The organism is Sphingobacterium siyangense, from assembly GCF_007830445.1.
GTDB classification, from domain to species: Bacteria; Bacteroidota; Bacteroidia; order Sphingobacteriales; family Sphingobacteriaceae; genus Sphingobacterium; species Sphingobacterium siyangense.
Genome location: NZ_VLKR01000001.1, coordinates 275,977 through 294,398 on the forward strand (window position 1 = coordinate 275,977; position 18,422 = coordinate 294,398).

The following is an 18,422-nucleotide window of genomic DNA, read 5'->3' on the forward strand; positions in this document are numbered from 1 at the left end:
TTAATTGCCAAGCTCTGATAAAAATTTGATTCGCATCAATTGGAGATCTTCATAACTGTAATCATCCCCTCCAAGTTCTTTAAGCGCATCATTAATTGAATCAGTCTCCGCTGTCTTAAAATAGTCATATACCTCATCCTGGCGATCCTCATCAATAATCTCGTCAATAAAATAATTGATATTGATTTTTGTGCCCGCATTTACAATCGTTTCTATTTCCTTCAATATTTCCTCATAAGTTATCCCCTTAGCTGAAGCAATATCATCCAATGCTATTTTACGATCGATATTTTGAATAATAGATACCTTTAATGCCGATTTATTTGCTGTACTTTTAATGACAAGATCCACGGGTCTATCGATTTCATTTTCCTCAACGTAGTCTTTGATCAAGGCAATAAATGGTGCGCCAAATTTAATCGCTTTACCATTCCCTACTCCCTGGATCTGTTTCAACTCATCGATGGCAATTGGATAATGTGTACACATTTCTTCCAGCGAAGGATCTTGAAAGATGACAAATGGAGGCAATGACTTCCCTTTTGCAATTTTCTTGCGTAGGTCTTTAAGCATTCCCAACAAGACGGTATCTAAGGCTCCTGTGCCGTGGCCTGTATCTTCCGAATTTGTGCTATCTCCTCCTTCTATTGGACGATTCAAAACAAATTTTAGTTGATAAGGGTTATCTAGATAATGACGGCCAATATCTGTCAATTTTAAAAGGCCATAGTGATCAATATCTTTTTCGATAAAGTTGTCAAGCGCAGCCTGTCTCAGCAAAGATTTCCAATAAATAACACCTTTCTCTTTACCCGTTCCGAAAAGACGATGTTCATCATGTTTATAGGAAGATACGGGTTGATTATTTTGACCCATCATGACGTTGATCACGTGATGATCATCAAATTTCTCGCCCTGCTCCTGAATGAAACCCAGTACATTTTTCAAGGAGTCTTCGGCCTCAAAATATTCTTTCTCCGAGCGGCAGTTGTCGCACATATTATTACAGCCCTGCTCGTCAAAATTTTCTCCAAAATAATGAAGAATTTGTTTACGACGACATACTGCAGACTCCGAATAATCAATAACCTCTTTTAAGATCTGTGTACCGATCTCGCGTTCGGCCACAGGTTTATCTTTCATAAACTTGGTCAGCTTTTCAACATCTTTTTCCGAGTAAAAAGCCAAACAATAACCATCCCCCCCATCACGTCCAGCACGTCCAGTTTCCTGATAGTAACCCTCCATGGATTTAGGAATATCATGGTGAATGACATAACGAACGTCAGGTTTGTCTATTCCCATACCGAAAGCGATGGTAGCAACAATCACTTCCACATCCTCCATCAAAAATTTATCCTGTGTATCAGCTCTTGTTTTAGCGTCCAATCCCGCATGGTAAGGTAAGGCTTTGATGCCATTTAGGTTCAAAACCTCACTGATTTCTTCTACCTTTTTACGGCTCAAACAATAGACAATACCGGTCTTACCCGATTTGGTTTTGATAAAACGAACAATCTCCTTAACAACATCCTTTTTGGGCCGCACCTCGTAATACAAATTGCTTCGATTAAATGATGATTTAAATAAAACAGCATCATTCATCTGTAAATTTTTACGGATATCCGACTGAACTTTAGGAGTAGCAGTCGCCGTAAGAGCGATAACAGGGATATTGGCACCTATTTCGTTGATTACCTGGCGTATTTTACGATATTCTGGTCTGAAATCGTGCCCCCATTCCGAAATACAATGCGCTTCGTCAACCGCTACGAAAGACACGGTAATCTGATGTAAGAATTCCAAATTATCTTGCTTGGCAAGGGATTCTGGAGCTACATACAGCAATTTGGTCTTCCCGGCGAGTACATCATCCTTAACCTTTGTAATTTCGCTCTTATTCAATGATGAATTTAAAAAATGAGCGATACTATCTTCGCCACCGAATGCACGAAGCTGATCTACCTGGTTTTTCATTAAAGCAATCAGCGGAGAAATAACAATTGCAGTTCCCTCACTCATAAGAGCAGGAAGCTGGTAGCAAATTGATTTTCCTCCTCCGGTTGGCATTATTACAAAAGTATCTCTTCGTTGAAGAATACTAGTTATAATTGCCTCTTGATCCCCTTTAAAAGTATCAAAACCAAAAAAATCTTGTAAATTGTCGAAAAGTGATTTTTCTATTTCCATTGCGCCTTGGGCAAAAATAAGATAGATAAATGAAGAAATAATCTTGAAAAATAATCTATTTTTGCAATCTATTCTAATACATAAAAGTAAGAGTATTTTTTGTGAAAAACAACTACGAAATAAAAAATATAGCTATTCAAGCTATTCAAGAAGAAGCCAAGGCGGTAGCTGCTTTAGCTCAATATATTGATGATGATTTTGTTACCGTTGTCGATCGTATTCTAAATTTACAGGGCCGCGTCATTGTAACTGGAATCGGCAAAAGTGCCATTATCGCTCAAAAGATAGTTGCAACGCTAAATTCGACAGGCACACCATCGATCTTTATGCATGCAGCTGACGCTATCCACGGAGACCTTGGTATTATCCAACAAAATGATTTAATTATTGCGATCTCTAAAAGTGGTAATACACCTGAGATTAAAGTACTTGTCCCCTTTTTAAAACAGACAAAGAATGTTTTGGTTGCTTTGGTCGGAAATACGGAATCCTATCTCGCTAAAAATGCAGACTATATTTTAAATACCACCGTTGAGAAAGAAGCTTGTCCTAACAACCTTGCGCCGACTTCAAGTACAACTGCTCAGCTAGCCATGGGCGATGCGCTTGCTGTCGTTTTACAAGAGTGCCGCGATTTCACGGATAAAGATTTTGCAAAATACCACCCAGGAGGAGCATTAGGAAAAAAACTGTACTTAAGAGTCGGCGATCTATCCGATCAGAACGGCAAACCTAGTGTCCAACCGCAAGCCACTGTAAGTGATATCATCATCACCATAACACAGTTTAGACTGGGAGCTGTAGCGGTGTTGGCTGCTGACCGCATACTCGGCATCATCACAGACGGTGATATCCGTCGTATGCTGGAGAAACACACCAATTTAGCGGCAATTACTGCCGCCGATATCATGGGAAAATCACCAAAAATCATCGACAAAAATGAATTGGCAGCCAATGCTCTCCATATTATGCGTGAAAATAACATCACACAACTACTGGTTTCCGACAAAGGGAATTATGCTGGTGTTATCCACATACAGGATCTATTGAAAGAAGGTATAATATAACTGTAATAAAGTTGTTAGATGTACAATAAATTGGCAATAAATATTAAATTTGGCATATCAGTTGTACTATTTTAATCGTAAAGTAATATTTTAGAAGCATGAAAAAGTATATAACAATCTTAGCAGTGATCATTTCCTTTATAGGTTTTTCTTCGATGCAGACAGGACAAGGGGAATTTAAATTCGAAAAAGAAACCCATGATTTTGGCAAAATTCCGGCCGGTACGCCCGTTTCGTATAATTTCAAGTTTTCAAACACAGGCAGTGAGCCAATTATCATTTCAAATGTTGTGCCTACCTGCGGATGTTCTGTAGCAGAATTTACGAAAACACCAATTAAACCAGGCGAAAGCGGAACGATCAAAGTAACTTACAATGCGGCGGCAAAAGCTCCATTCACAAAGAGTTTCACCGTACAGTCGAACACCAAGACTCCTGTAAAAACGCTATATATTAAGGGCATTGTAGAATAACAATGCTCGTAAATAAAACGAAAAAAGCCACATAATCATGTGGCTTTTTTCGTTTTATTTTGGTTAGCTTTGCACTACTAATTTTAAAAAAACTATAATGCCAGTAATATCAGAAAAAGGGCTGAATATGCCTGCGTCGCCTATTAGAAAGCTGACGCCATATGCTGATCAAGCAAAAAAAGAAGGTAAAAAGATATACCACCTCAATATCGGACAACCTGATATCCAAACACCTGAAGTGATGCTTAATGCTTTGAAAAATATACAGTTCAAAGTGTGGGCCTATACACCTTCTGAAGGTACAGCCTCTTATCGAAATAAGTTAGCAGAATATTATAATAAGCTAAATTATAATATTGAGCCAACAGATATATTAGTAACGAATGGCGGTTCAGAAGCGATTATGATCGCTATGCAAGCCTGTTTAAATGAAGGAGAAGAGATTATCATTCCAGAGCCATTTTATGCAAATTACAATGGTTTTGCGTGTTCCTCTGATGTTGTAATCAAACCAATCATGTCCTATATTGAAAGTGGATTTGCATTACCTTCTATCGCTGAATTTGAAAAAGTAATTACCCCTAAAACCAAAGCGATCTGCATCTGTAATCCAAATAACCCGACGGGTTACCTTTACTCCAGAGAAGAACTCGAAGCTCTTCGTGAACTTTGTCTAAAATATGATCTTTACCTTTTCTCAGATGAGGCCTACCGTGAATTTTGTTACGATGGCAGAGAGTTTATCTCACCAATGCATTTAGAAGGTCTCGAAAATAATGTGGTTATTTTTGATACAGTATCAAAACGTTACTCTGCTTGTGGTGCGCGTATTGGATGTATCATTACCAAAAATAAAGAGCTATATCAGACTGCACTGAAATTTGCGCAAGCTCGCTTAAGCCCTTCGCTGGAAGGTCAAATTGCGGGTGAGGCTGCTGTTGATACACCAGACAGTTACTTTGAAGCAGTATCCAAAGAATACACAGCAAGAAGAGATACCCTCGTGAAAGGACTTAACGCCATTGAAGGAGTTTACTCTCCTAACCCAGGTGGTGCATTTTACGTCGTTGCCAAACTACCGATTGACAATGCTGATAAATTCTGCCAATGGATGTTGGAAGAGTTCTCTTACAATAACGAAACAGTAATGATGGCTCCCGCTACGGGTTTTTACAGTACGGAGGGTGCTGGTGTAAATGAAGTACGCCTTGCCTATGTGCTTAATCAAGATGATCTTAATAAAGCATTGGTTTGCCTAGAGAAAGCTCTTCAAGTGTATCCGGGACGTACAAATTAATAACAAAATAACAGGACTTATGAAAGGTGGGACAGGCATGTTCCGCCTTTTTCTTTTTTGTAGTTCCTTCCCACAAACTCCTCTTCTATTTGCATTTTTAAAAAAAACAAAACAAACTTTCGAGGCATCTTGTTCTTATTATAGTAACCAAAACGATTTCATATGGATAAATTGAAGAAATTCCAATTGATGGAAAAAATAGCAAGAGAATTAGAAGATGTCAGAAATAGTCAACAAGCTGTTTTGGAAAAAATAGGCAAAATCGAAGTTGATAACATTGAACTCGGCGATAAGAATATTGAAAAAACAATTCCCGATATCTATCAGCGTACAGCAGATAATTCAGATGCTATCAAAGCTCTTCTGGAGTCTTTTCAAGAGCAGACAGCAGAATTCGGAGAGAAAAACAACGTTGGAAAACTATTGGAACAGCAGCAGATCAATAGTGTAAAATAGCTAAAAAAAGGAGGCCGACTAAATAGTCGGCCTCCTTTTTGTTTTATGATTGTGCTTTTGCAGCCCTAGCTTTTAAATATTCTTCTTCAACAAAATGAAGCTGTTGTTCTGGTGTCAGATTTGAATTGTCCAAAACAATAGCGTCTTCGGCTTGCCGTAATGGACTTTCCGCACGCGTACTGTCGATACGGTCACGTGTAGAAAGATTCTCCACGACTTCTTCTAAAGTCACGTCCTCTCCTTTTTCCGTCAACTCCAGATAACGCCTCGCGGCACGTACTTTAGGGTCTGCCGTCATAAAAATTTTCAGATCAGCATCTGGAAAAACAGTAGTACCAATATCACGGCCATCCATAATAATATTTCGTCTGCTACCCAATTTTTGCTGCTGGGCAACCATAGCAACCCGAACAGCTTTGATTGCACTCACATCGCTGACTTTATCAGAAATATACATCTGACGGATCTCTTCCGAGATATCCTCATCATTTAGATGAATTTCTGTTTTTATTGCATTTGGGATAAAATCAATGTGGATATCTTTCAGTGCATTTTCGATCGCTTCTTGATCATCCAGCGCTATCTCATGCCGGATAAAATAGAGTGTGACGGCCCTATACATAGCTCCACTGTCAATAAAGGCAAACTTCAGTTTTTTTGCCAAGGCCTTTGCGAGGGTACTTTTACCGCAGGAGGAAAAACCATCTATGGCGATAATAAAATTGTGACGTCCACTCATTATTCGTTTCCTCCTATGATTACACCGGGACGATTGACCAAAGGAACCTTAGTCAGGTTACCATCCACAATGCTTTCGGGTAAAAAGATATATTTTTTATCGTAAATAATATTATCAATATAAAAACTCAACCAATATTCATTTGTCAGCCCGAATACCTGTTCGTCAATCGCTTCAACACGATCGAAAGATTTAGCTTCTATATTTCCAATAAAATGACGCAAAGTTGTTGTTGTTACTTGTCGGCCATCCTTTTCGCCATAACCTTTTGAGCTGATCAGCACATTCTGAATGGCAATGTTCTTGTCATTGATCACATAGACAGTCCAATTTTTTGTCTCCACCGTCTCACCTTCCAAAACAACGGCGATCATAATATCTTTGACAATATTTTCAGGCAAATCTGCTTTCATCCTTATTTAGACTTTGTAGTTTTTTTAGCTGGAGCCTTCTTTGCTGTAGCTTTTTTTGCTACAGTTTTCTTTTCTGTTGTTTTTGCTTTGGTCGCTTTTCCTTTCGGAGCATCCGCCTCAGCCCATTTCAGCACATCCGCATACGTGATTTTTTCAATCTCGGTTCCCTTAGGGATTTTCAGATTTTGCTTACCAAATCGAATAAATGGTCCCCAGCGTCCCTGCTCGATTTGAGCATCTGGATTTTCATCAAAAACCCGAATCACTTTCTCGATATCTTTCTGACGTTTGTCTTTGATAATCTGTATCGCCTCTTCTTCTGTTACATCCAAAGGATCAACACCTTTTGGTAAGGAGTAAAACGATGAATTGTGACGTATATAAGGTCCAAATCGTCCAACCGCGACAGTCATTTCTTTATCTTCAAATAAACCGACTTTTTTCGGTAATTTGAACAATTCCATGGCATCCTCAAAAGTAATGGTTTCGATCATTTGGCCCTTCCGCAAGGACGCAAAACGAGGTTTTTCTTCATCGTCGGGAGAACCAATCTGTACCAATGGGCCGAACTTACCAATACGAACCGAAACGGGCTTTCCGGAAACTGGATCCACACCGAGCTCACGCTCATTATTCGCACGATCTGCATTTACTAAAGTATCTTCTACTTCGGAATGAAAAGGTCCATAGAAATCATGCAACATTTTTGTCCATTCGGTCAGTCCATGCGCAATATCGTCAAATTCTTTTTCTACGTTGGCCGTAAAATGAAAATCCACAATACCGTTGAAGTGTTCAACCAAAAAGTCATTCACCACAACACCGATATCCGTTGGAAACATTTTTCCTTTTTCGGCACCGGTTATTTCGGTTTTTGTTACCGCTGTTAATTCGGCATCCTTTAATGTCAGTACACGGTAATCGCGCGATTTACCTTCACGCTCTTCCTTTATAACATAACCGCGGTTTTGAATAGTTGAAATCGTAGGGGCGTAGGTTGAAGGACGGCCAATTCCCAATTCCTCCAATTTTTTCACCAAAGCAGCTTCCGTATAACGTGCTGGAGGTCGTGTAAAGCGCTCCGTTGCCGACATGTTTTTCAAAGTCAATGGCATACCAATGGCTAACGGTGGAAGAATAGCATTGTCACTATCTTCGTCCATCGCGTTGTCTTGATCGTCATCCAAGGATTCCATGTAAACTTTCAAGAACCCATCAAATTTCATAACCTCTCCTGACGCATTCAAATCTTCGGTACGGGTTGAGATGTCGATCTTTGCCAATGTACGTTCAAACTCCGCCTCACTCATTTGGGAAGCAATTGCTCTTTTCCAAATAAGCTCATATAATCTTTTTTCGGATGCATCCCCATCAATGGTGTGCTCAGAGAAATAAGTAGGACGAATAGCTTCGTGTGCTTCTTGAGCACCCGATGTTTTTGTTTTATATTTTCTGAGTTTATGGTACTGATTGCCGTAAGCCGATTTGATTTCCTTTTCAGCAGCCTCAATCGCCGTATCACTCAAATTAACAGAATCGGTACGCATATAGGTAATTCGTCCTGATTCATACAGCCTTTGCGCCACCTGCATGGTGCGGGCAACCGAAAATCCAAGCTTTCTACTTGCTTCCTGCTGTAATGTTGATGTGGTAAATGGCGCCGCTGGTGAACGCTTTGCAGGTTTTGTTTCTAGATTTTTTACTGAAAACAGCGCTGCTTTACAATCTTCCAAAAATTTGGTCGCCTCTGCTTCTGTTGCAAAACGCTGCGGAAGTTCGGCTTTAAAACTATCTTTAACTTTTCCCGTATGAAAAAAAGCAACGATCTTAAAAGCCGCTTCGGGTTCAAATTTATTGATTTCACGCTCACGATCTACAATCAGACGAACTGCAACAGACTGCACCCGACCAGCAGATAAGGAAGGCTTCACCTTTTTCCATAGAACCGGAGATAATTCAAAACCGACTAATCGATCTAGAACTCTTCGCGCTTGTTGTGCATTTACTAAGTTATAATCTATTTTACGCGGATTGTCAATAGCCTTCAGAATAGCTGGCTTCGTAATCTCATGAAACACAATCCTTTTTGTACTTTCATCTTTTAATCCCAAAGTCTCAAATAAGTGCCATGAAATAGCCTCTCCTTCGCGGTCCTCATCGGACGCTAACCAAACGGTTTCTGCAGCTTTAGCCAATTTCTTCAGTTCACTTACAACCGCCTTTTTGTCGGAGGGAACTTCATACTTTTGTTCAAAATTCTTTTCGGTATCAATTGCATCATCGGTTTTCACCAAGTCGCGAATATGTCCATAACTTGACTTGACCAAAAAATCCTTTCCTAAATACCCTTCTATCGTTTTCGCTTTCGCTGGAGACTCAACTATCAATAAATTTTTCGCCATCTAATTTGAGATTTGTGCAAATAAAGGGAATTCTGAAAGGAATGACAATAATTTCTTGCAAAAAAGACAAAAAAAATAGATTTCATGTCAACAATAAAGAAATTTATCCAAGGACAAAGGACCGCGCAACGGAGTTGAGCTCGACACAGAAACGCTGTCAGATCAAGCGAATTTGCCACTCCAACCACTTTGTTTCCGTCTATTTCAGACAAAAACAAATTCATTTAACTTTATTCGGTTTCGAATCAACCTTCATAAAGTTGCAAAATCAAATATTCGAAACAGTTAAAATACGTATAAGTAAAATATATATGTATATTCGCTTATTCAAAAGGGCAATATATAACAACTCCCCTATTTTGTTTAAATATTTTAATAATGAAAAGAAGTCTTCTCAGAATTGCCTTTTGGGGCACGTTATTACCATTTGTATCTTGTTCAGTTATGAAAGATTCAGCAAAATCAAATTCAGGCAATTTCCCTAAACTTAGTCTGGAAGCACATCGCGGCGGCCGCGGCCTATATCCTGAAGAGTCTATCGCTGCCATGAAAAATGCAATAGATCTGGCAAAGGTGACCACACTGGAAATGGATTGCCACATTACCAAAGATCGTAAGGTTGTTGTCTTTCACGACGATTATCTTAACCCAAAATTTGTACTGAAACCCAATGGCTCCGAAATTTCTGACAAAGATAAACCGCTGAGAATTTATGATATGCTTTATAAAGAGCTGATTAAATACGATATCGGATCGAAATTTTATAAAGAGTTTCCTGAACAGAAAAAACAGGTTACGCGTATAGCAAAACTATCAGACCTTATTGACAGTACTGAAGCCTACGCAAGTGTAAAAAGGAAAGCGCCGATGTTTTATAATATCGAAGTGAAGAGTAAGGAAGATAAAGATGGTATTTTCCATCCAAGGGTAGAAGAATTTGTGGACCTTATGGTGCAGGTGATCACTGATAAGAAAATTGCTTCACGAACCGTCATCCAATCGTTTGATAGTAGAGCTATTAAATATCTGCACAAAGCATATCCTCAAATCAAAGTTTCTTATCTTATTGATGCAAACTATACCAAAAGCGTTGAGCAAACAATTGCAGCTTTGGGCTTTACACCTTTTATTATAAGTCCGCACTATAAAATAGCTACACGCGATTTTATTGCACAGTGCCACAAAGCCGATATCAAGGTTATTCCATGGACAGTCAATACAAAGGACGAGATAGAACAGCTGAAGGCTGTAAAGGTTGATGGAATTATTAGCGATTACCCCAATTTGTTTTAACAAACACCTTGCTTGTTTCGCTTAGAATGAAAAAAATTGAGTTCTAGTTCATCTCAATGCCAGGAGAAACCAAGCCACACCAAAGCAAAGCAGTTCGTTAATCGCCTCAACTACTTTGCTTTGGTTTTGTTTTTTAATGCTTTTTCAATATATTCCCGTCCCTTTTGAACCAAAAATTCAGAGCGGTGATAATCCCAAAGGTTACAGATATTATAGGGAATATCCACCACCACATCGGGATGGTATAAATCAACAATCATACGGCTCATTTTCCTGCGCATCACATAGTACGAGGCTTGTAGAATATCCAAGGAATTCGAAGTCTTCGGATCCAGTTTTTTGATAACAGAATATTGTTTATCCGGTTTAGATTCCAGATTGACAGCAATGATTAAATTCTCTTTCTTGGTTACATGATTTATGGGCAATGGATTCAGTACACCACCGTCAACGTACACATGGTTCTCCTCCTCTACCGCTGTAAATACAGCTGGAATTGCAATCGAAGCCCGAATGGCATCATACATACTCCCAAAATCCAGCACAACCTCCTTTTCGTAGTTTAGATCTGTCGCAACGGCTTTAAACAAAATTGGAAAAGTCTCTATATTAGCATCGGGGATCACAGATTTCAAGGCGTTAAACACCTTGACCCCCTTCATCATTCCTAGTCCCTTCCAGCTAAAATCCATCATATTAAAGACCGATTTCTTCGTCAGGCGCTGCATCCAATCTTCGAGAACATCCATCTTCCCCTGCGCATAAATACCACCGACAAGTGCTCCTATTGAACAACCTACCACCTCATCGATTTCAAAGCCCAGCTCTTCAAGCCTTCGAATAATACCAATATGCACAAGACCTCTTGCACCACCTCCGCCCAGGACAAGGGTAACTTTACGATTCAAAAAAGCTTTCTCCAACATAATTATACAAGTACATGAAACACTTGTTTACATCCAAGCAACAATGTAAACAGATAATCATCGTTATTATATGTATTTTTGATTACAATATACGCAGTAAAAAAAGAAATATGAAAATAGAAATTTGGTCGGACATTATTTGTCCATTTTGTTATATTGGCTTGACAAAGCTTGAATTGGCTCTTCAACAAACCGCAAGTAAGCCAGCCGCTGAAATCATCTGGAAATCGTATCAGCTTAACCCCGACTATCCCGAAGATGCTCCGGCAATGCCAACCTACGATTACCTCGTTCAAACGAAAGGCATGAGCATGGACGATGTTGTTGCAATGACTTCACAGCTCAGTGCGCAGGGAAAAGAGCTGGGTATTGACCTGAATTTTGAAAAAGCAATCGTTGTAAATACAAAAAAAGCTCATCGTCTGATCCATTTTTCCCAGGCGCAGCAAAAAGGCACTCAGATCAAAAAAGCCTTATTTAAGGCTCATTTCACCGATGGTCTCGATGTAAATAACAATGAGGTTCTCGTCACTATCGCAACGAAAGAGCAGCTTTCCGCTCAGGATGTAAAAAACTTATTGGAATCGGATGAATTTGCTTATGATGTTGCACAGGATATCCAAGAAGGTGTCAGCTTAGGACTCCGAGGTGTTCCTTTCTTTGTATTTGACAGAAAATACGCTATCCCCGGAGCACAGCCCATGGAAGTCTTTCACAATACAATAAATGAATGCCTGGCCGGTCAGCCTGCACCTCTTGAACGCAGAGGCGAAGAAGGCCCTTCATGTGATCCTGAAACAGGAAAATGTGAATAAAGAAAGAAAAAATTATTGTTTAATTTTACTATTTTCGCAAGCTTATAACGACAAACAAATTTGGTATAAATGCAGTTAACCAAACTAGAAATTAAAGGATTTAAGAGTTTCGGAGACAAGATCACGATCAACTTCAATGATGGTGTCACAGCGATTGTCGGTCCCAATGGATGCGGAAAGTCCAATGTGGTCGACGCCATACGCTGGGTACTGGGGGAACAAAGTACAAAGATGCTTCGCTCCGATAAAATGGAAAATATTATCTTCAATGGAACGAAAAATAGAAAGCCGGCAAACCTTGCAGAGGTTTCGCTGACCTTCAACAACAACAATAATATTTTACCAACGGAATTCTCTACAGTGACGGTCACCCGTAAGCTGTTTCGCAACGGCGATAGTGAATATCGATTGAATGATGTCAAATGTCGTTTAAAAGATATCACGGATCTGTTCCTGGATACCGGAGTTGGTGCCGACAGTTATTCGATCATCGAATTGAAAATGATTGATGAAATTATCAACAACAAAGATAATTCACGTCGCAACCTCTTTGAAGAAGCATCCGGAATCTCTAAGTATAAAGTTCGTAAAAAACAAACTTTAGCAAAGCTGAGAGATACTGAAGCCGATCTTTCCCGTGTTGATGACTTGCTTTACGAAATCACAAAGAATCTCAAATCATTAGAAAATCAAGCTAAAAAAGCTGAAAAATATACCTCCCTTAAAGCAGAATACCGCCAGAGAAGTATAGATTTGGCTTATTATAGAATTGCTGATTTTTCGACCGAATTAGAAAGACTTCAGACACAAGAATCCAAGGTTCAAAAAGATGCCGTCAATGCACAGCAAAATATTCTGAACGCGGAAACTGAACTCCAAATACTCCGCCAGACAAATTTGGAACAGGAAAAAAACCTTTCGGTACAGCAAAAGACAACACAGGAATTTGTCAATAAAATCCGAGGTTATGAATCGGAAAAGAAGATCAAAAACGAAAAAGTCAAAAATCTTCAAGATAAAGAAAACCGACTGAACCTCGATATCAACAGCGATAAACAACAGCTTAACCATGTCCTCTACACCATCAAACGACTGAATGAGGAATTGTTTGATGAGCAAAATAAACTCGATTCGTTAAAAACAAATCTTGAATCGGATAAAACCGAAGTCGACGAATTGAGAGGACAGCAACAATCTGCAAAGGGAAAGCTCGATATTTTTAATAAGAGCAATGCTGAATTACAGGCAAAAATATACAAATTAGAAAAAGATCTTGCGGTATTCACAATTCAGAAAGAAGCTCTTCTGCAAGAATCTGTTCGCAATAGTGTAGATACAGAAGCAAAAGAAGCCGAATTGCAGCAGTTCAATTCCTCTGTTATGGAATTGGAAGGCCGTGTAGAAGCACAGCAGCTACAGTACGATTCAGCAAACCAGCAGGAAGAAGAGCTCCAAGGACAGATTAATCAGTGCCAGGCAAACCTCGAGGAATTTAAGGCCCAGCTTGCCAAAGATCTCCGCCTGGTAGATGCCAAACAAAACGAATACAACCTCACGAAATCCCTTGTTGATAATTTAGAAGGTTTCCCCGATTCCATTCGCTTCCTCAAGAAAAATGCAGGCTGGAAAAAGCAGCCCCCACTCCTATCAGATGTCCTTTTCTGTCAGGAAGATTACCGTGTGGCTATTGAGAACTACCTAGAGCCTATTATGAACCATTATGTTGTCGAAACACAACAAGATGCCGTTCAGGCTATCCAACTATTGAGCGATGCAGCAAAAGGAAGAGCTAATTTCTTTGTTTTAGATGCCATAGTAGATTCCCCAAGCGCTGCCCCCGCACCAAATGACAATTTGATGTCTGCGTTAGATGTGATTAACGTAGACGAAAAGTACAAGGCTTTATGTACGATGCTGCTCCAGCAAGTCTTCATCCTTAAACATGAAAATGAAAAGGAGCTGGATGAAAAGCTACCTGCTCTAGGACAGGTGATTCTACAAAAAAATGGACGTTATTCGAAACATCATTTAGGCCTTTCGGGTGGTTCAGTGGGATTATTTGAGGGCAAACGTATCGGAAGAGCGAAAAATCTGGAAGTGCTATCCCAAGAGATCAAAACCTTAAATCAGGAAATAGCAAAACTTGAAGATAAAATAACGGCCGAAACAGCTCGTTTGGATGCACTGCGTGGTAATTCACAGAAAGAGTTAATCGATGAGCTGCGCTTTCAGCTCAATAGACTGAATAATGAATTAATTACCGTCAAAACAAAGCAAGAGCAATACCAAGCCTTCATCAATAACTCCCAGGCCCGTAAAAAAGATATTCAGGAGAAAATTGAAGGTATAGAATCGGATTTAAAAATTGCGGAGCCACAGCTTCAGGAGCTCCGTCTGGAAAAAGAACAGAGTATAGCCGAATTATCGACTTTACAAGATCAGTTCCATGAAATATCTGAGGTACTTAACGAAAAATCAACCGCATACAATCAAGAGAATATCGCTTACCATCAACAGTTAAACAAAGTTTCCAATATCACAAAAGATCTCGAATTTAGAGAGACGCAGAAAGATGATCACGAAATCCGTGTGGAGCGAAACAGTGCAGAATTAGTTGAAGTGCAGGAAGCTTTAAGAACAACCATTCCATTTGAAGATGAAGAAGATCAGGATCTTATTGCGATGTATGAGCAGAAGATCGCCCTGGAAGATGGTCTCAAAGAATTGGAAGACGGCTACTATGCAGATAAGCAGAAAATCAATAACCTCGAAGATGCTCTGACACAGCAGCGTCGTTCAAAAGAACAGAGTGACTTTCTTGTTTCAGAGATCAAAGATAAAAAAACGGGTCTTCAGATCGACCTCAATGCCTTGAAAGAACGTCTTTCTGTTGAATTCAACGTTGAACTGAAAGACCTGATTGACCGTGAAGATGTGCCTGAGATCACAGAAGATCAGACGACATTGGCAACCAAATGCAGTAAACTCAAGAAACAGCTTGATGAATTTGGAACGATCAATCTAATGGCAAAAGAGGCTTTTGACGAGATGAATGAACGCTATGATTTCATTAACAAAGAGAAAGCTGATTTAATCGAAGCAAAAGGCTCATTGATGGCAACAATAAAAGAAATTGACGATACCGCTCAAGTTCAGTTTATGTTTACATTCGATGCCGTAAGGAATAACTTCGTCAAGGTATTCCGTTCGCTATTTAACGAAGAAGACAGCTGCGACCTGGTGCTCACAGACCCAAGCAATCCGCTGGATTCAGACATCGACATTATTGCAAGACCAAAAGGGAAAAGACCGCTGTCTATCAATCAGCTTTCGGGTGGTGAAAAGACCTTGACTTCAACAGCCTTGTTATTCTCACTCTATCTTTCTAAACCGGCACCTTTTTGTATATTCGATGAGGTGGACGCTCCGTTGGATGATACTAATATTGATAAATTCAATAATATTATCCGGGATTTTTCCAAGAATTCACAATTTATCGTGGTCTCACACAATAAAAAAACGATAGCAAGTACAGACATCATCTATGGCGTAACCATGGTTGAACAAGGTGTATCCCGTGTAGTTGCAGTAGATCTAAGAGAAGTTGCTTAGTGAGCAACGAAATACACAATAAATAAGACGGACTCAGGGGATCTACACCCGGTCCGTCTTATTTATACAGATCAATTTAATTTCCTCTCGCCTTTAATGAAATTCTTTGCTGCAACATGCTGTGAATTTCCGTAAGCTTATTTCCTGTTGCAGATCAATATAAGGATAGACAGCAGACAGCTGATTCCCCCAAATAAATAGACCGACTGATAACCAAACGAGCCCGCGATCATTCCCGCCAATGGTCCTGCCAGTCCCAGCGACAAATCCACAAACGCAACATAAGCTCCAAGTGCTGTACCACGCATCTGCGGTGCAACTTTTTTTATGGCTAGCACACCCAAAGCCGGGAATACCAGGGAAAACCCTACACCTGTAAGTCCGCAGCCTATTATTGCAAGCATTTTGGATGTGGCAGTCCAGATCAGCGCTTGTCCCAGAACTTCGATAAACAATGATATCAAAGCTATTTTAAGACCGCCAAATCTATCTGGAAATGATGCAAAGAACACTCTGGTCAACACATAACATGTCCCAAAAACCATAAACGCCAATGAAGCCTCCCCCCAATTCATTGCCTTGAAGAACAAGGCAATGAAGGACGCAATACAGCCAAATGCCATGGAAGAGAATGCCAGGCTAAGCCCTTGTCCAGAAATCGCCCCTATCACCTTATAAAACGGTGTACGGATATGGTCTTTATCAATGGCTACGGCTGGCAGTTTTACCGTGGCTAGCCAGCTCATCATTGGCAATAATAACATAAGAAAACAGGCGGAAAGGTCTCCGGATACTCGTCCCAACCAAATACTTAGAGGGGCGCCGATAGCGATACCAGCATACATCGCAATACCGTTCCAGGTCATCACCTTTCCTGACTGCGCCGGTCCAACCAACCCGATGCCCCAAGTAAGCGCTCCTGTGACCAGAAAACTTTCTGCAATACCATGCATTACCCTGGCAAAAAGAAGCAATGCAAGCGCTGTACCGCTGCTAAATTGAAAAAAAACAGCTAAAACATAGGCTGATCCCGCTAGAACAGCTAAAATAGCGCCCGACATCTTGCTCTTCTTAGCGCCCTTCGTATCGGTAATTTTACCCGAGTAAGCGCGTGTAAGAAGTGTCGCGAGCGATTGCAAACCAATAACCAAACCAACAATAAAACTGTCGTATCCTAATTTCTCCTCAACAAACTTCGGAAGTAGCCCCAAAGCAATTCCAATAGTCAAATAGACTCCAAATACCGATACAATAATGGGAATTATGGCTTTGTAGAAACCAATTGTTTGTCCTTTTTCTAAAATTACACTCATAAATTTTTTGTTTAACTATATTTCGAGTGCAAATATGCCGCGGATCAAAAAGCTAAACATTGACTCAAGTCAAAAAAAGAGTCTGCAAGTCAAAAAAGGAAGCTGAAAAATAAAAAGCCCAGAGTGGGGAACTCTGAGCTTTCGTTAGCCATATATTAACCTATTTTATGAAAAGTATTTGTAATAAAAACGCCACATTTTTGAATTCATTATAACAAGAATAGTCATTTAACATTTTTTAACGTTTAGAAGAGATTAATATTAAACTCTATTTGAGCGTGGCAAAAACCATAATTTTTCGTGTTCTTGTCAGGGATCCTCCGATCCTGTTCACAAAAAAAGCTCGAAGTGGGGAACTCCGAGCTAACCTAACCAATTATTAACCTAAATTTATGAAAAGTCTAATTTATACAAACAGCCTCTTTCGCTGTTTTGACTATTAAACGTAAACCATAAGCTTATTATTACGCAGCTCTTACGGATTTATGTGAAATTTGACATTTTTTAACAATTCAATAAGTAACTTTAGGAAAACGAACATATAAATAAATATCATATGGCAGAGTACGATTTAAATGAACTTCAGAAGATCCACGAAAACAAAGATGTTTTAAACTATCTGGAACAACATGGCATTCTGGAAATAAAAAAATTCAATGATGTTTACGATTATGAGAAAGAACTTTACGAGCTTCAAGTCAAGCTCTTAAAGCTTCAATATGAAATCATTGAAAAAGGAAAACGGGTCCTTATTATTTTTGAAGGTAGGGACGCTGCGGGTAAAGGTGGTACAATAGGCCGCATAACCCAATATCTAAATCCCAAAAAGGTACGCGTTGTTGCATTGCCCAAACCAACCGAAGAGGAAGCTGGACAATGGTATTTTCAACGATATATCAAACAGCTCCCTAATGCCGGCGAAATTGTGATTTTTGACCGTAGCTGGTATAACAGAGCTGTTGTTGAACCTGTATTTGGATTTTGCTCCAAGGAGCAACATGAGCTGTTTATGAACCAGGTCCCTGAATTTGAGAAGCAGTTAATCGATGATGGCATCATCCTTATCAAATTATTCCTGAACGTCAGCAAAGAAGAGCAAGCCGAAAGGTTAAAAGAGCGAAAAGAAGATATCCTAAAACAATGGAAAATCGGTGTGCTAGACCAGCAGGCACAGGAGAAATGGGATGTATATACGGGCTATATTGAGGATTTATTTAAAAAGACAAGTACAAAAAAATCGCCTTGGCTAGAAATCGCGAAAGATAATAAGAAAAAGGCTCGCCTGGCGTCCTTCAGACTTATTATCAATGCTCTTGTTGGAAGTGAACAGGAAAAAATAGATTCTTTCGTCACAAAACACGATTAAAGGTCTGTCGATTAGGAAAGGTACAATTATAACAAACAGGAGGAAAAGTATTTCCTCCTG

Annotated in this window: 14 protein-coding genes; 8 read left to right on the forward strand and 6 right to left on the reverse strand. The window is 39.6% G+C overall.

Annotated elements, in window-relative coordinates:
• Nucleotides 1–2,190 carry a DNA helicase RecQ gene (recQ, locus tag IQ31_RS01230; RefSeq protein ID WP_145326866.1) on the reverse strand — a complete coding sequence of 730 codons (2,190 nt, stop codon included), beginning with the start codon at nucleotides 2,188–2,190 and terminating at the stop codon, nucleotides 1–3.
• A gap of 101 nt (nucleotides 2,191–2,291) precedes the next feature.
• Between recQ and IQ31_RS01235 the strand changes: the two genes are divergently transcribed.
• The 4 genes from IQ31_RS01235 to IQ31_RS01250 all read left to right on the forward strand — a co-directional run bounded on the left by IQ31_RS01235 (nucleotide 2,292) and on the right by IQ31_RS01250 (nucleotide 5,483).
• Nucleotides 2,292–3,257, forward strand: a complete 966-nt coding sequence (locus tag IQ31_RS01235; protein WP_145326867.1) for a KpsF/GutQ family sugar-phosphate isomerase — start codon at nucleotides 2,292–2,294, stop codon at nucleotides 3,255–3,257.
• Between the two features lie 98 nt (nucleotides 3,258–3,355).
• Entirely contained in the window at nucleotides 3,356–3,730 is a 375-nt protein-coding gene (locus IQ31_RS01240; protein WP_075992841.1) for a DUF1573 domain-containing protein, read from the forward strand.
• A gap of 97 nt (nucleotides 3,731–3,827) precedes the next feature.
• The gene (locus IQ31_RS01245; protein WP_120334125.1) at nucleotides 3,828–5,027 is read left to right on the forward strand and encodes a pyridoxal phosphate-dependent aminotransferase; all 1,200 of its coding nucleotides are present in this window, start codon (nucleotides 3,828–3,830) and stop codon (nucleotides 5,025–5,027) included.
• 162 nt (nucleotides 5,028–5,189) lie between these two features.
• On the forward strand, nucleotides 5,190–5,483 hold the full coding sequence (locus tag IQ31_RS01250) for a hypothetical protein (protein ID WP_075992843.1): 294 nt from the start codon (nucleotides 5,190–5,192) through the stop codon (nucleotides 5,481–5,483).
• 43 nt (nucleotides 5,484–5,526) lie between these two features.
• Here IQ31_RS01250 and cmk read toward each other — a convergent pair whose 3' ends face one another.
• Genes cmk through topA form a run of 3 tightly spaced genes read right to left on the reverse strand, consistent with a single transcriptional unit; the run spans nucleotide 5,527 to nucleotide 9,037 of the window.
• Complete coding sequence (gene cmk / locus IQ31_RS01255; protein ID WP_075992844.1) at nucleotides 5,527–6,222, reverse strand: (d)CMP kinase; 696 nt, start codon at nucleotides 6,220–6,222, stop codon at nucleotides 5,527–5,529.
• The gene (locus IQ31_RS01260) at nucleotides 6,222–6,635 is read right to left on the reverse strand and encodes a hypothetical protein (RefSeq protein ID WP_046672862.1); all 414 of its coding nucleotides are present in this window, start codon (nucleotides 6,633–6,635) and stop codon (nucleotides 6,222–6,224) included. Before IQ31_RS01260 ends, cmk begins: the two co-directional genes overlap by 1 nt.
• Before the next feature lie 2 nt (nucleotides 6,636–6,637).
• A complete protein-coding gene (gene topA / locus IQ31_RS01265; RefSeq protein WP_145326868.1) occupies nucleotides 6,638–9,037 on the reverse strand; it encodes a type I DNA topoisomerase in 2,400 nt (799 codons plus the stop codon).
• A gap of 378 nt (nucleotides 9,038–9,415) precedes the next feature.
• Between topA and IQ31_RS01270 the strand changes: the two genes are divergently transcribed.
• Entirely contained in the window at nucleotides 9,416–10,330 is a 915-nt protein-coding gene (locus tag IQ31_RS01270) for a glycerophosphodiester phosphodiesterase family protein (RefSeq protein WP_145326869.1), read from the forward strand.
• A 110-nt stretch (nucleotides 10,331–10,440) separates the two neighbouring features.
• On the opposite strand, the gene IQ31_RS01275 is transcribed toward IQ31_RS01270, so the two are convergent.
• On the reverse strand, nucleotides 10,441–11,256 hold the full coding sequence (locus tag IQ31_RS01275; RefSeq protein ID WP_145326870.1) for a patatin-like phospholipase family protein: 816 nt from the start codon (nucleotides 11,254–11,256) through the stop codon (nucleotides 10,441–10,443).
• 110 nt (nucleotides 11,257–11,366) lie between these two features.
• On the opposite strand from IQ31_RS01275, the gene IQ31_RS01280 reads away from it, so the two are divergent.
• Nucleotides 11,367–12,071 carry a DsbA family oxidoreductase gene (locus tag IQ31_RS01280; protein ID WP_158638766.1) on the forward strand — a complete coding sequence of 235 codons (705 nt, stop codon included), beginning with the start codon at nucleotides 11,367–11,369 and terminating at the stop codon, nucleotides 12,069–12,071.
• Nucleotides 12,072–12,140: 69 nt separating this feature from the next.
• Entirely contained in the window at nucleotides 12,141–15,683 is a 3,543-nt protein-coding gene (gene smc / locus IQ31_RS01285; RefSeq protein ID WP_145326872.1) for a chromosome segregation protein SMC, read from the forward strand.
• A 137-nt stretch (nucleotides 15,684–15,820) separates the two neighbouring features.
• Here smc and IQ31_RS01290 read toward each other — a convergent pair whose 3' ends face one another.
• A complete protein-coding gene (locus IQ31_RS01290) occupies nucleotides 15,821–16,996 on the reverse strand; it encodes an MFS transporter (RefSeq protein ID WP_120334417.1) in 1,176 nt (391 codons plus the stop codon).
• 556 nt (nucleotides 16,997–17,552) lie between these two features.
• Here IQ31_RS01290 and ppk2 point away from each other — a divergent pair.
• A complete protein-coding gene (gene ppk2, locus IQ31_RS01295) occupies nucleotides 17,553–18,362 on the forward strand; it encodes a polyphosphate kinase 2 (RefSeq protein WP_145326873.1) in 810 nt (269 codons plus the stop codon).
• The last annotated feature ends 60 nt before the right edge of the window (nucleotides 18,363–18,422 follow it).